Below are 14,323 nucleotides of genomic sequence, written 5' to 3' on the forward strand. Positions count from 1 at the left end.
CCACCGCTCGGTAGCCTGGAAGGACCGACCAGAGGAGTTCCATGGCCACCGCAGAGTTCGTCGTCGTCGCCAACCGCCTTCCGGTGGACCGGGTGGTGACGGCGGACGGTGAGGAGATCTGGCGCACCTCGCCCGGCGGGCTCGTCGCCGCGCTCGAGCCGATGATGCACCGGGTGGACGGCGCCTGGGTCGGCTGGGCCGGGATGCCCGACACCGAGCTCGCGCCGTTCGACGCCGACGGCATCCACCTCATTCCGGTGGCGCTCAGCGAACGCGACGTGACCGAGTACTACGAGGGGTTCTCCAACGACACGATCTGGCCCCTCTACCATGACGTGATCGCGCCGCCGCAGTACCACCGGGAGTGGTGGGAGGCGTACGTCTCGGTCAATCTTCGCTTCGCCGAGGCCGCCGCGGCGGCCGTCGCGCAGGGCGGCACGGTGTGGGTGCACGACTATCAGCTGCAGCTCGTGCCGGAGATGGTGCGCAGCCTGCGCTCGGACGTCACGATCGGGTACTTCCACCACATCCCCTTCCCCTCGCACGGTCTGTACGCCCAGCTGCCCTGGCGCGATCAGGTGCTCAGAGGCCTCCTCGGCGCGGACGTGGTCGGCTTCCAGCGCGCGCAGGACGCCACGAACTTCGTGGCGGCGGTGAAGCGGCGTCTCGGCTTCGAGACGAAGGCGAGCGCGATCACGCTTCCCGACGGCCGGCGGAGTCAGGCGCGGGCTTTCCCGATCTCGATCGACACCACTCCCTACCGCGAACTCGCGCAGCGCCCCGACATCCGGGCGAGAGCCGTGGAGATCCGGGAAGGGCTCGGCAACCCGAAGAAGATCCTCCTCGGCGTCGACCGGCTCGACTACACCAAGGGGATCGGCCATCGGATCAAGGCGGTCGGCGAGCTGCTCGACCAGGGGCGTGTGTCGGTGGAGGACGTCACTTTCGTGCAGGTGGCCAGCCCCAGTCGCGAGCGCGTCGACGCGTACGTGCACCTGCGCGACGAGATCGAGCTCGCCATCGGTCGCATCGACGGCGACCACGACACGCTCGGGCACACGGCCATCCGCTACCTGCACCACGGGTTCCCGCGCGAGGAGATGGTCGCCATGTACCTCGCAGCCGATGTGATGCTCGTCACGGCTCTTCGCGACGGCATGAACCTCGTCGCGAAGGAGTACGTCGCCACGCGCGCCGACAACCGCGGCGTTCTCGTGCTCAGCGAGTTCACCGGCGCCGCAGACGAGCTGCGTCAGGCCGTGCGGGTCAACCCGCACGACATCGAGGGGCTCAAGGACGCCATCATCACGGCGATCGAGATGCCCCCAGCCGAACAGGGCAAGCGGATGCGGGCGCTGCGCAAGCGCGTGCTGGAGAACGACGTCAACGCCTGGTCCTCCTCCTTCCTCTCCGCCCTGCGCGACGCGCGTGAGTCCCGGGACGCGGCGGGCCCGCCGAGACCGCGCACGCGCCGCTCCGACCCGAGCGCGGAGGAGCGATGACGCGCACCTGGACCCCCGAGATCCCCGACGAGGAGGTCGCCCGGCTCGCCCGCACAGCGCGGCTGCTGATCGCGCTGGACTTCGACGGCACGGCATCCGAGCTCGTCGCCGATCCGATGTCGGCGCGCGCCCTTCCCGCCGTGTCGGAGGCGGTGACGCGCCTGTCGGCGCTGCCCGACACCACCGTCGCCTTCGTCTCAGGTCGCAGCCTCGTGCACCTTCGGGAGATCGCCGAGCACGCCGATGACTCGCCGGTCGTGCTGGCGGGCTCCCACGGCGCGCAGTTCTGGTACCCGGGCGAGGGGGAGCAGGATGTCGTCGCGGCGGCCGAGGAGGACGCACTGCGCGACCAGCTGCTCGGCGAGCTTGCGCCGCTGATCGCCGAGCATCCGGGCGTCGAGCTGGAGAAGAAGACCTTCGGCATCGGCATCCACGGTCGCCGCGCCGAGCTGGACGTGGAGCAGGCGGCCTTCGACCGGGTGGACGAGGTGTTCGCCCGCCGTGCCCGGCACTGGCGACGCCGCACGGGCGACCGCATCCTGGAGTTCTCGTCCCGCGACGAGGGCAAGGACGCCGCCATCGCGGCACTGCGTGCACACACCCGGGCGACGGGCATCCTGTTCGCCGGAGACGACGTCACCGACGAGGACGCGATGCGCGTGCTGACCGCCGATGATCTGGGCGTGCGAGTGGGAGCGGGGGAGACGGCGGCGAGTCTGCGTGTGGACTCTCCACAGCAGATCGCCCGACTCCTGGGCGTCATCGCGACCGAGAGGGCCGCCGGGCGGGAATAGACTTCCGTCATGTCCTCTCACGATGCCTCCACCGGCGCGCCCGGCGCCTCCGCTGAAATCGACATCAAGCCCCGCAGCCGCGTCGTCACCGACGGCATCGAGGCGACGACATCCCGCGGAATGCTCCGCGCTGTGGGCATGGGCGACGCGGACTGGGACAAGCCCCAGATCGGCATCGCGTCGAGCTGGAACGAAATCACCCCGTGCAACCTGAGCCTCGACCGGCTCGCCCAGGGCGCGAAGGAGGGCGTGCACTCCGGGGGCGGCTACCCGTTGCAGTTCGGCACGATCTCGGTCTCCGACGGCATCTCGATGGGGCACGAGGGGATGCACTTCTCGCTGGTCTCGCGCGAGGTGATCGCGGACTCCGTCGAGACCGTCATCATGGCCGAGCGCCTCGACGGCACCGTGCTGCTCGCCGGCTGCGACAAGTCCATTCCCGGCATGCTGATGGCCAGTGCCCGCCTCGGTCTGTCGAGCGTCTTCCTCTACGCCGGTTCCATCGCCCCCGGATGGGTCAAGCTCTCGGACGGCACCGAGAAGGACATCACGATCATCGATTCCTTCGAGGGCGTCGGAGCGTGTCGAGCCGGACGCATGAGCGAGGAGGACCTCAAGCGCATCGAGTGCGCTTTCGCGCCGGGCGAGGGCGCCTGCGGCGGAATGTACACGGCCAACACGATGGCGTCCGTCGCCGAGGCCCTCGGCCTCAGCCTGCCCGGGTCGGCGGCCCCGCCGTCGGCCGACCGTCGCCGTGACTACTTCGCCCACCGCTCCGGCGAGGCCGTGGTCAACCTGCTGCGTCAGGGCATCACGACCAAGGACATCCTGACCAAGGAGTCGTTCGAGAACGCCATCGCCCTCGCCATGGCGCTCGGCGGCTCGACCAACGTCGTGCTGCACCTGCTGGCGATCGCCCGCGAGGCGCAGATCGACCTCGACCTGCACGACTTCAACCGGATCGGCGACAAGACGCCGCACATCGCGGACATGAAGCCGTTCGGCAAGTACGTCATGAACGACGTCGACCGTCACGGCGGCATCCCCGTGATCATGAAGGCGATGCTCGACGAGGGGCTGCTGCACGGCGACGCGCTGACCGTCACCGGCAAGACGGTCGCAGAGAACCTGCGCGAGCTGAACCCGGACCCGATCGACGGCGAGGTCATCCACACCTTCGACAACCCGATCCACTCCTCCGGCGGCATCACGATCCTGCACGGCTCGATGGCGCCCGAGGGTGCGGTCGTGAAGTCGGCCGGCTTCGACGCCGACGTCTTCGAAGGACCGGCCCGGGTGTTCGAGCGCGAGCGCGCCGCGATGGACGCGCTGGCTGCGGGGGAGATCCAGGCCGGCGACGTCGTCGTCATCCGCTACGAGGGTCCGAAGGGCGGTCCCGGCATGCGCGAGATGCTCGCGATCACCGGTGCCATCAAGGGCGCGGGCCTCGGAAAAGATGTACTACTCTTGACGGACGGGCGATTCTCAGGCGGCACAACCGGCCTGTGCATCGGCCACATAGCACCCGAAGCGGTGGACGCAGGTCCCATCGCCTTCGTGCGCGATGGTGATCTGATACGGGTCGATATCGCGGCTCGCTCCCTCGAGCTACTCGTCGAGGAGTCCGAGCTGAGCTCCCGCCGCTCCGGCTGGGAGCCGCTTCCCCCGCGCTATACCCGTGGCGTCCTCGCCAAGTACTCCCGTCTCGTGCGCTCTGCAGCCCAGGGCGCAACGACCGGTTGAGTGCTTCCACCGCCCGCGACGGCGGTCGATCCGACTCCGACAGATCATCTAGGAAAGACATGACTCCTCCTGATTCCGCACCGGCCGTGCCGCGGCCGCCCGCCCGTCCTGCCTCCGCTCCCGAGATCACGGGAGCCGAGGCAGTCGTCCGCTCGCTCGAGAACCTCGGCGTCACCGACGTCTTCGGCCTGCCCGGCGGAGCCATCCTCCCGGTCTACGACCCGCTGATGGACGCCTCCGAGCTGCGCCACATCCTGGTGCGGCACGAGCAGGGCGCCGGGCACGCCGCCGAGGGCTACGCCTCGGCGTCCGGTCGCGTCGGCGTGTGCATCGCGACCTCGGGCCCGGGGGCGACCAACCTCGTGACCGCCATCGCCGACGCCTACATGGATTCCGTGCCGCTCGTCGCGATCACCGGGCAGGTGTTCTCGACCCTGATGGGCACGGACGCCTTCCAGGAGGCCGACATCGTCGGGATCACGATGCCCGTCACCAAGCACTCCTTCCTCGTGAAGGACGCCTCCGAGATCCCGGGCGCGATCGCCGCGGCGTTCGAGATCGCCTCGACCGGGCGCCCGGGCCCCGTGCTCGTGGACATCACGAAGGACGCGCAGCAGAACGTCGCGCCGTTCGTGTGGCCGCCCAGGATCGACCTGCCCGGCTACCGCCCGGTGACCAAGGCGCACGGCAAGCAGATCCAGGCCGCCGCCACCCTCCTCGCCGAGGCGAAGAAGCCCGTTCTCTACGTCGGCGGCGGTGTGATCCGCGGTCGCGCCTCGGACGAGCTGCGCGTCCTCGCCGAGTCCACGGGCGCACCGGTGGTCACCACGCTGATGGCACGAGGCGCCTTCCCCGACTCCCACCCGCAGCACCTGGGGATGCCCGGCATGCACGGGACCGTCCCCGCGGTGCTCGCGCTGCAGGAGGCCGACCTCATCGTCTCGCTGGGTGCCCGCTTCGACGACCGCGTCACCGGACGGGTCGCGCTGTTCGCGCCTCACGCCAAGGTCGTGCACGTCGACATCGACCCCGCCGAGATCTCCAAGATCCGCACGGCGGATGTGCCGATCGTCGGCGACGTGCGCGACGTGCTCGTCGACCTCGACACCGCCTTCCGGGGCGCGATCGCCGGTTCCCGCCCCGACACCGAGGAATGGTGGTCGTACCTCGACGGGCTGAAGGCCGAGTTCCCGCTCGGCTTCGCGCCCACCAGCGACGGGCTCCTGGCGCCGCAGCACGTGATCCAGCGGATCGGCGAGCTGACCGGTCCCGAGGGCATCTACGCCGCGGGTGTCGGACAGCACCAGATGTGGGCCGCGCAGTTCATCAAGTACGAGCGTCCCAATGCCTGGCTGAACTCCGGGGGAGCCGGCACGATGGGCTACTCCGTGCCCGCCGCGATGGGCGCCAAGGTCGCAGAGCCCGACCGCGTGGTCTGGTCGATCGACGGCGACGGGTGCTTCCAGATGACCAATCAGGAACTCGCCACCTGCGCGATCAACAACATCCCGATCAAGGTCGCCATCATCAACAACTCCTCGCTGGGCATGGTGCGCCAGTGGCAGACGCTGTTCTACGACGGGCGTCACTCCAACACCGATCTGAACACCGGACACGGCAGCATCCGCATCCCCGACTTCGTCAAGCTCGCCGAGGCCTACGGCTGCCTCGCGATCCGCGTCGAGAAGGAGGATGAGGTGGATGCCGCCATCCAGCTGGCGCTCGAGACCAACGATCGCCCGGTCGTGATCGACTTCGTCGTCAGTGCGGATGCCATGGTGTGGCCGATGGTTCCCCAGGGCGTCAGCAACAGCTACGTCCAGTACGCGCGCGACCACGCGCCGGCCTTCGAGCAGGAGGACTGACCCATGGCATCGCATGTGCTGAGCCTGCTGGTGGAGGACACCCCCGGCATCCTGACCCGCGTCGCCGGGCTCTTCGCCCGTCGCGGCTTCAACATCGAGTCCCTGGCCGTGGGCGTGACCGAGGTGAGCGGCATCTCCCGCGTCACCGTCGTCGTCGACGTCGACGAACTTCCGCTCGAGCAGGTCACCAAGCAGCTGAACAAGCTGGTCAACGTGATCAAGATCGTCGAGCTCGAGCAGTCCACGTCGGTGCAGCGCGAGCACATGCTCATCAAGGTGCGCACCGACAACAACACGCGCTCGAACGTGCTCGAGGTCGTCAACCTGTTCCGCGCGTCGGTCGTCGACTACGCGCCGGATGCCCTGGTGGTCGAGGTCACCGGCGACCAGGGCAAGGTGCAGGCGCTGCTGCGGGCGCTCGAGCCCTTCGGCATCAAAGAGCTCGCCCAGTCGGGCCTGCTCGCCATCGGCCGGGGCGGCAAGAGCATCACCGAGCGCGTCCTGCGCGGTTGAGCAAGAGAACTTCCAGAATCCACGAACAAGGAGAGACAAACACCGTGAGCACCGAGATCTTCTACGACGACGACGCCGATCTGTCGATCATCCAGGGCAAGAAGGTCGCGATCGTCGGCTACGGCTCGCAGGGTCACGCGCACGCGATGAACCTTCGCGACTCGGGCGTCGAGGTCACGATCGCCCTCAAGGAGGGCTCCAAGTCCATCGCCAAGGCCGAGGAGGCGGGATTCCCCGTCAAGAACGTTGCCGACGCCACCGAGTGGGCCGACGTCATCATGATCCTCGCGCCGGACCAGCACCAGCGCACGATCTACAACGAGTCGATCAAGGATCGCCTCACCGCCGGCAAGGCACTCGCCTTCGCGCACGGCTTCAACATCCGCTTCGGCTACATCGACGCTCCCGAGGGCGTCGACGTCATCCTCATCGCGCCGAAGGCCCCGGGCCACACGGTGCGCCGTGAGTTCGTCGCCGGGCGCGGCATCCCCGACATCATCGCCGTGGAGCGCGACGCCACCGGCGGCGCCTGGGCACTGGCGCTGTCGTACGCGAAGGCCATCGGCGGCACCAGGGCCGGCGTCATCAAGACGACCTTCACCGAGGAGACCGAGACCGACCTGTTCGGCGAGCAGGCCGTGCTCTGCGGCGGCGTCAGCCACCTGGTGCAGGCGGGCTTCGAGACGCTGACCGAGGCCGGCTACCAGCCGCAGATCGCCTACTTCGAGGTGCTGCACGAGCTCAAGCTCATCGTCGATCTCATGTGGGAGGGCGGCATCGCCAAGCAGCGCTGGTCGATCTCCGACACGGCGGAGTTCGGCGACTACGTGTCGGGGCCGCGCGTCATCGACGCCGGCGTCAAGGAGCGCATGCAGGGCGTGCTGGCCGACATCCAGTCGGGCGCGTTCGCGAAGCGCTTCATCGATGACCAGGACAACGGCGCTCAGGAGTTCCTCGCCCTTCGTGAGAAGGAGCAGGGCCACCCGATCGAGACGACCGGCAAGGAGCTGCGCTCGCTCTTCGCCTGGAAGCAGTCCGACGAGGACTACGTCGAGGGCAGTGCCGCGCGCTGATTTCACGCACCACGCGAGAAGGGCATCCCGGACGGGGTGCCCTTCTCGCCGTCTCGACGCGGTACGAGCGGCGTCTGCGACGATCTGAGCCGGGTGACGCGTAGACATCCGATGTCTGTGCCAGGATGGACTCATGCGACAGGAATGGTTCGACGAGGCCCGCTTCGGAATGTTCGTGCACTTCGGCATCTACAGCGTGGCGGCGCGTCACGAGTGGGTGCAGAGCTACGAGTGCCTGACCGATGACGATTACCGACAGTACTTCGAGCACTTCGATCCGGACCTCTTCGATGCGAAGGCGATCGCACGCAGGGCGAGGGAGACCGGCATGGGATACGTCGTGCTCACGACGAAGCATCACGACGGCTTCTGCCTGTTCGATTCGGCGCTGACCGACTTCTCCTCGCAGACGAGCTCCGGCCGCGATCTCGTGCGGGAGTTCGTGGACGCCGTGCGCGCCGAGAGGCTCAAGGTCGGCCTGTACCACTCGGTGATCGACTGGCGCCATCCGGACTTCACGATCGACTGGAACCACCCGCGCCGCGACGACGAGGACGCCGCCGCCCTCAATGAGGGCCGCGACATGGCGCGCTACCGCGAGTACCTGCACGGTCAGGTGCGGGAGCTGCTGACCGGCTACGGCGACATCGACTACTTCTTCTTCGACTTCACCTACCCGGAGAGCCGCGACGGCTGGGCCGGCAAGGGTCCCGAGGCGTGGAACGCCGACGAGCTGCTGGCGATGTGCCGCGAGCTGCAGCCCGACATGCTCGTGAACGACCGCCTCGGCATCCCGGCCGACTTCGTCACGCCCGAGCAGTACCAGCCCACCGCGCCGCTCGTCGATGCGCAGGGCGCGCCGCAGGTGTGGGAAGCGTGCCAGACGCTCAACGGCTCCTGGGGGTATCACCGCGACAACACCGACCAGAAGTCGCCGACGCTGCTGGTGCAGATGCTCGCCGATTCGGTGTCGATGGACGGCAACATGCTGCTGAACATCGGCCCTGACGGCCGGGGCGCGGTTGCTCCCCGCGACGCTCGCACGCTCGATGAGATCGGCGAGTGGATGCGGCTGCATCGCGACGCGATCGTCGGCGCGGGGCACGCCGACTTCGTGCCGCCGCGGGAAGGCGTCTACACTCGTCGCGGCGACCGGCTGTACCTTCACCTGTTCAGCTGGCCGCTGGGCTTCGTCCACCTCCCCGAGCTGGGCGGGAGGGTCGCCTTCGCACGGCTGCTCAGCGACGGTTCGTGGCTCAAGACCTCGGTGCCGGACCCCGACCAGCACGAGACGCACATGACGCCGACTCTCGAGGCGGAGGGCACCCTCACGGTTCACCTGCCGGTGCGTCGGCCGGACGTGCTCGTGCCGGTGATCGAGCTGACCCTGACCGCGGAGTCGCCGACGCCGTGAGGCGGGAGGGACCTTCGGTCAGGCGGATGCGGGCATCTCGAGCTCGCTGAGGGCGAGGCGGGCGGCGCCGAGGACGATCGCGTCGGCCCCGGTGCGGGCGGCTTCGATGCGCAGTCTCTGCGTGACGAGCGGATGGCACGCCTCGTAGACGCGGCTGCGCACGGCGGCGAGGAACGGCTCCGAGGCGCTCATGCCTCCCGTCAGGAAGACGGCGTGGGGATTGAAGAAGTTCACCACGCCGGACAGCGCCTGGCCGAGATGCGTTCCGGCGGTGCGCACCAGCGTGGTCGCGACGGGGTCGGCGTCGCGGGCCAGCGCGAGCACCTGTTCCACGCTGCGGATGCCCGCGACGCCGCGCTCGCGCATCTGGCGCACCAGGCTCGCCCCGCTGGCCACGGTCTCCAGGCAGCCGGTGTTGCCGCAGGAGCAGGGGGTGTCGCCGATCGCGTCGATCCTGGTGTGCGTGATGTCCCCGGCCGCGCCGGTGGCGCCCCGATGCACCACACCGTCGACGATGATGCCGCTGCCAATGGCCGTGCCCGCCTTCACCGTGATGCTGTGATGGGCCGCTCCGAACTGCTCGCCGTGCTCGCCGAGAGCGGCCAGGTTGGCATCGTTGTCGACGGCGACGCTGATGCCCCCGAAGCGCGCGCTGAGGTGCTCGCCGACGCGGAAGCCGGACCACCCCGGCATGCGCGACGGCTGGTCGACGCTGCCGGTCTCCACATGGACGGGGCCGGGGAGTCCGACGCCGATGGCCCGGACGGTCGAGCCCGTGATCATGGTGTCCATGGCATCGCCCACGGCCGCCAGCGTGGCCTCCGGCCCACGGGTGAGGTCGATGGGGATCGTGGTGACGCGCTGGATGGCGCCGGAGAGCCCGTGCCTGCCGATCCTCGCGTGTCCGCCGCCGAGGTCCGCGGTGAGGACGATGCCGCCGTCCTCGGCCACGCGCAGCATGCGGGGGCGGCGCCCGCCCCGGGAGCTGCCCTCGCCGGCCTCCTCGAGCAGCCCCGCGTCGAGGAGCGACTGCACGCGGAGTCCGACGGTGGACGCGGCCAGCCCGAGCAGGTCCGCCAGCTGGGAGCGGGAGCGTGCCCGGCCGCTGGCGACGAGGTCGAGGATGATGCGGGTGTCGTCGGATGCTGTGGGAGTCATTCTGTTCGTCTCCGGCTCAGGTCTCGATCCGATGACGGTGTACGAGACATCGGATGTTCGTGTTGCGCTCGCGTCCGAATCATGACACGGTAACTTCCTGCAGAACAATAACAGGTTGTTTCGATAGTCGAAATAACCAGACTCGAACACTTTCGCAAGGAGACATTCAATGAAGAAGATGCGGGTGGGCGCGGTCGTCGCCGTTGCGGGCGTCGCCGTCGCCATGACCGGATGCGCGGCCGGTGGGTCCGGCGGATCCGACGCCTCCGACGACACCATCGTCGTCGACATGTGGGCCGGCAGCGAGTCCGACACCGAGGCTCTCGAGGCGCAGGTCGCCATCGCGCAGAAGCAGAACCCTGACATCAAGATCAAGCTGCAGACGTCGCCGTGGAGCGACTTCTTCACCAAGCTGACGACGAACATGGCCAGCGGCAACATGGCCTGTGTCACGGGTATGAGCGGCGCGCAGCTGGGCGGCTACACGGGCGGATTCCGCGAGCTCAGCGCCGAGGACCTCAAGACCGCCGGGATCGACTGGGCGGAGTTCAACCCGAGCGCCGACGGCATCCTGAGCTTCGAGGGCAAGCTGTACGGCGTGCCGTTCGACGTGGCCACCATGCTCGTGTACTACAACCAGGACCTGCTGGGTGCGGCCGGCGCCGCGACGCCCGAGATCGGCTGGACGTTCGACGACTTCGACGCCATCGCAGCCGACGCCACCAAGGACGGCAAGTACGGCTTCGGCATGGGCATGGGCGGCTACCAGTGGATGTCGATGCCCATCGCCTACTCCGCGAAGCAGCCGGCTTCCGAAGAGGGCACGCTGCACATCGACGACAAGGACTTCGTCGACGCCGCGTCGTGGTACGCCGGACTCGTCACCGACAAGAAGGTCGCGGCACCGGTCGCCTCGGCGTCGGACACCGGCTGGGGAGAGAACCAGTACACCGGTGGCAACGCCGCGATGGCCGTCGACGGCACCTGGAACGCCGTGAGCTACCTCGAGAACGAATCCGGCTTCGCCGCGGGCCTGGTCCCGCTGCCCGCCGGTGTCGACGGCAACCCCGGCCCGATCCTCGGCTCCGGCTACGGCATCTCCGCGAACTGCGAGAACCCCGAGGCCGCGCTGAAGGTCCTCGGCTCCCTGCTGAGCGCGGACGCCCAGGACTACATCGCCTCCTCCGGACGCTCCTACCCGGCGCGCACCTCGTCGCAGCCGCTGTACTTCGAGTCGATCGACGAGAAGCACCGCGAGCAGGTGCAGTCGGTCTTCGAGGCCGCATTCGGTGACACCGTGCCGCTGTACATGACCAAGAGCTGGCAGAAGCTCGACAGCTACATCCAGCCGAACCTGGTCAGCGTGTACAACGGCCAGATGACGATGGAGGAGCTGCTGTCGAACGCGCAGGCGCAGTTCGGCGAGTGAGCCGACTCCGTACACCGCAGCAGTAGCAGAGAAAGACTGAGATGACGATCACGACGACACGTCGGGGATCGCTCGCCAAGGTCGAGGCCCGCCAGGCGCTGGGATTCGCAAGCCCAGCCCTGGTGGGGCTCGCCCTGTTCACGATCGTGCCCGTGGGGCTGTCGATCGTGATGAGCGTCTTCGACTGGCCGACCTTCGGCGAGCGCACCTTCAACGGTGCCGACAACTACCTGAAGCTGTTCACCAGCAGCCCCGACTTCTGGCCGGCGCTGCGCAACTCCGCGGTCTACACGCTGCTGTACGTGCCGCTGAGCGTCGCCCTCTCGCTCGTGCTCGCCCTCGGACTCGGCTCGCGCATCCGCGGGCGCGGTGCCCTGCGCGTGCTCTTCTTCATCCCCGTCGTCACGCCCATGGTCGCCAACGTGCTGGTGTGGAAGATGATGCTCCAGCCGCAGGGTCTGTTCAACGGGCTGTCCCAGACCTGGTTCGGCCTGGAGCTGCCCAACTTCCTCGCAGACGCGAACTGGTCGATGATCATGGTCGTCGCCATGAGCGTCTGGCAGGGGCTCGGTTACAACATGCTGATCTTCTCGGCTGCGCTCGAGCAGCTTCCGGAGAGCGTGCTGGAAGCGGCGAGCATCGATGGGGCGCGCGGCTTCCGCCGGGTGTGGAGCATCATCATCCCGATGATCTCCCCGTCGATCTTCTTCGCCACGATCATGACGATGATCACCTCGCTGCAGGTGTTCGTCCAGCCGCAGATGCTCACCGGCGGCGGACCGGGCAACGCGACCAAGCCGCTCGTGATGTACATCTGGGAGCAGGGCTTCACCTTCGGCGATCTGGGTCTGGCCGCCGCGGCCGCCTGGATCCTGTTCGCGATCATCATCGCGATCACCGGCATCCAGTTCGCCGCACAGAGGAAGTGGGTGCACTATGAGCACTGAGCTGATCACCGCCGGCGCCGGTGTCACCGACAAGCACACCGACGGCGGCCGGCGCAGCCGGGGCGCGGAGACCACGCCCGGCGCCCGCATCCGCCTCGTGCTCGCGCACGTGTGCATCTACATCGCGGCGCTGGTGTTCGTCTCGCCGCTGGTCTACGCCTTCTTCTCGGCTCTGAAGCCGAACTCCGAGATGTTCTCGATGCCGCCCACCCTCATCGGTTCGGAGCTGCGCTGGAACAACTTCGCCGACGTCTTCGCATACGGGCCGTTCGTCACCTACATCCTCAACTCCTTCATCGTGGCGATCGGCGGAACGCTCGTCGTGCTGATCGTGTCGACCACCGCCGGCTACGCCTTCGGGCGTCTGCGGTGGAAGGGACGCGACGCCGTGTTCGTGCTGTTCCTGGCGACCCTGATGGTGCCCGCCGAGGTGCTCGTCATCCCGATGTTCCAGGTCATGCAGTGGTTCGACTGGGTCGACACGTACCAGGCGCTGATCCTGCCGTTCGCGTTCGGCGCCTTCGGGACCTTCCTCATGCGGCAGTTCTTCCGCGGGATCCCCTATGAGCTGGAGGAGGCGGCGCGCGTGGACGGTGCCGGACCGATCCGCTCGTTCCTGCAGATCATCCTCCCGCTGTCGAAGTCGGCCGTCGCCGTCCTCGCCGTGTTCACGTTCCTCTCCTTCTGGAACAGCTACCTGTGGCCGCTCATCGTGACGGTCGACTATGACGCCCACGGCACCCTGCCGGTGGGACTGGCGAGCTTCGCCGGGCTGACCGGCACGCGCTGGGACCTGCAGATGGCGGCGGCGATCATCTCGATGATCCCGACGACGGTGCTGGTGATCGTCCTGCAGAAGCACCTGGTCAAGGGCATCGCCATGGCCGGACTCGGCGGGCGCTGAGCGATGGATGCTTCGACGCCGGGCGCCGCGCGCGCCCACTCCGCCGATCGCGTGCTCCTCGGCCTCGACATCGGCGGGACGAAGATCTCCTGCCTGGTCGTGGACGAGCAGGGCCGCACGCTGGCCAGGGACTCCGTCACCGCCCCGGTCCGCGAGGGCGGGTCCGTCGTGGCGGATGCCGCTGCCGAGCTCGCACTGCGCCTGACCGCGGGAGCGCCCCTGCTCGCCGCGGGCGTCGGCGCGGCCGGAGTGATCGACCACGAGAGCGGATCGATCCGCGCCGCGTCGGCGACGTTCGTGGACTGGGTGGGATTTCCGCTGGCGGCCGAGCTGTCCGCCCGTCTCGACGCCCCGGTGGCGGTGGAGAACGATGTCAACGCGTTCCTGCTCGGAGAGGCGGCCGGTGAGGGCGGCGACGTGCTGGGCGTGATGCTCGGAACGGGGGTCGGCGGTGCCGTCATCATCGACGGCGAGCTGCGCCGGGGTCCGCACGGCGCCGCCGGCGAGATCGGCCACACACCCGGCTACGGTGACCTGATCTGCACGTGCGGTCAGGTGGGGCACCTGGAGACCCTGGCATCCGGCACGTCGATCGCCCTGCGGTACGCGGAGCGCTCCGGCGTCGTGCTGCCCGACGCCCGCGAAGTCGCCGTGCGGGCGAGGTCGGGCGACGCGCACGCGATCGCGGTGTTCTTCGCCGCCGGCCGCGCGCTCGGCCTGGCATGCGCCAGCGCGGCGACGCTGCTCGACCTGCCCGCGGCCATCGTCGGCGGCGGCGTCTCCCACGCCTGGGATCTGCTGCGACACGGCGTCGACGACGCCCTGCGCACGGACGCCCCGGTCTCGGGCATCCCGCTCGACATCCGTCCCGCGCGTCTGGGGGGCGACGCCGTGGCGCTCGGCGCGATCGAGTCGGCCCGCCGGGCCGTGCTCGTCCCCGCATACTGAACGAAACCCCGAGACCCGAGGAGGTCCCGTGTC

12 protein-coding genes are annotated in these 14,323 nt (G+C 68.8%); 11 read left to right on the forward strand and 1 reads right to left on the reverse strand.

Annotated elements, in window-relative coordinates:
- Positions 1-41: 41 nt before the first annotated feature.
- From ACFWHT_RS06415 to ACFWHT_RS06445, 7 genes are all read left to right on the forward strand, one after another.
- Positions 42-1,502, forward strand: coding sequence for a trehalose-6-phosphate synthase (locus tag ACFWHT_RS06415; protein WP_378826557.1), 1,461 nt, complete (start codon positions 42-44; stop codon positions 1,500-1,502).
- Positions 1,499-2,296, forward strand: a complete 798-nt coding sequence (gene otsB / locus ACFWHT_RS06420) for a trehalose-phosphatase (RefSeq protein WP_378826559.1) — start codon at positions 1,499-1,501, stop codon at positions 2,294-2,296. Before ACFWHT_RS06415 ends, otsB begins: the two co-directional genes overlap by 4 nt.
- Before the next feature lie 9 nt (positions 2,297-2,305).
- Positions 2,306-4,039, forward strand: a complete 1,734-nt coding sequence (gene ilvD, locus ACFWHT_RS06425; protein WP_378826561.1) for a dihydroxy-acid dehydratase — start codon at positions 2,306-2,308, stop codon at positions 4,037-4,039.
- A 59-nt stretch (positions 4,040-4,098) separates the two neighbouring features.
- The gene (locus tag ACFWHT_RS06430) at positions 4,099-5,904 is read left to right on the forward strand and encodes an acetolactate synthase large subunit (RefSeq protein WP_378826563.1); all 1,806 of its coding nucleotides are present in this window, start codon (positions 4,099-4,101) and stop codon (positions 5,902-5,904) included.
- Positions 5,905-5,907: 3 nt separating this feature from the next.
- A complete protein-coding gene (gene ilvN / locus ACFWHT_RS06435) occupies positions 5,908-6,417 on the forward strand; it encodes an acetolactate synthase small subunit (protein ID WP_378826565.1) in 510 nt (169 codons plus the stop codon).
- A 44-nt stretch (positions 6,418-6,461) separates the two neighbouring features.
- Positions 6,462-7,490, forward strand: coding sequence for a ketol-acid reductoisomerase (gene ilvC, locus ACFWHT_RS06440; protein WP_378826567.1), 1,029 nt, complete (start codon positions 6,462-6,464; stop codon positions 7,488-7,490).
- A gap of 133 nt (positions 7,491-7,623) precedes the next feature.
- Positions 7,624-8,904, forward strand: a complete 1,281-nt coding sequence (locus tag ACFWHT_RS06445; RefSeq protein WP_378826569.1) for an alpha-L-fucosidase — start codon at positions 7,624-7,626, stop codon at positions 8,902-8,904.
- A gap of 18 nt (positions 8,905-8,922) precedes the next feature.
- On the opposite strand, the gene ACFWHT_RS06450 is transcribed toward ACFWHT_RS06445, so the two are convergent.
- Entirely contained in the window at positions 8,923-10,062 is a 1,140-nt protein-coding gene (locus ACFWHT_RS06450; protein ID WP_378826571.1) for an ROK family protein, read from the reverse strand.
- Between the two features lie 169 nt (positions 10,063-10,231).
- Between ACFWHT_RS06450 and ACFWHT_RS06455 the strand changes: the two genes are divergently transcribed.
- The 4 genes from ACFWHT_RS06455 to ACFWHT_RS06470 are packed head-to-tail and all read left to right on the forward strand — an operon-like array spanning position 10,232 to position 14,290.
- Positions 10,232-11,491, forward strand: a complete 1,260-nt coding sequence (locus ACFWHT_RS06455) for an extracellular solute-binding protein (RefSeq protein ID WP_378826572.1) — start codon at positions 10,232-10,234, stop codon at positions 11,489-11,491.
- A 41-nt stretch (positions 11,492-11,532) separates the two neighbouring features.
- Positions 11,533-12,438 (forward strand): carbohydrate ABC transporter permease, encoded by a 906-nt coding sequence (locus tag ACFWHT_RS06460; RefSeq protein ID WP_378826575.1) that lies wholly within the window; start codon positions 11,533-11,535, stop codon positions 12,436-12,438.
- Positions 12,428-13,342, forward strand: a complete 915-nt coding sequence (locus ACFWHT_RS06465) for a carbohydrate ABC transporter permease (protein WP_378826577.1) — start codon at positions 12,428-12,430, stop codon at positions 13,340-13,342. The genes ACFWHT_RS06460 and ACFWHT_RS06465 overlap by 11 nt, the downstream gene beginning before the upstream one ends.
- 3 nt (positions 13,343-13,345) lie before the next feature.
- A complete protein-coding gene (locus tag ACFWHT_RS06470) occupies positions 13,346-14,290 on the forward strand; it encodes an ROK family protein (RefSeq protein WP_378826579.1) in 945 nt (314 codons plus the stop codon).
- The last annotated feature ends 33 nt before the right edge of the window (positions 14,291-14,323 follow it).

This window comes from Microbacterium sp. NPDC058342, assembly GCF_042723935.1.
Taxonomy (GTDB): domain Bacteria; phylum Actinomycetota; class Actinomycetes; order Actinomycetales; family Microbacteriaceae; genus Microbacterium.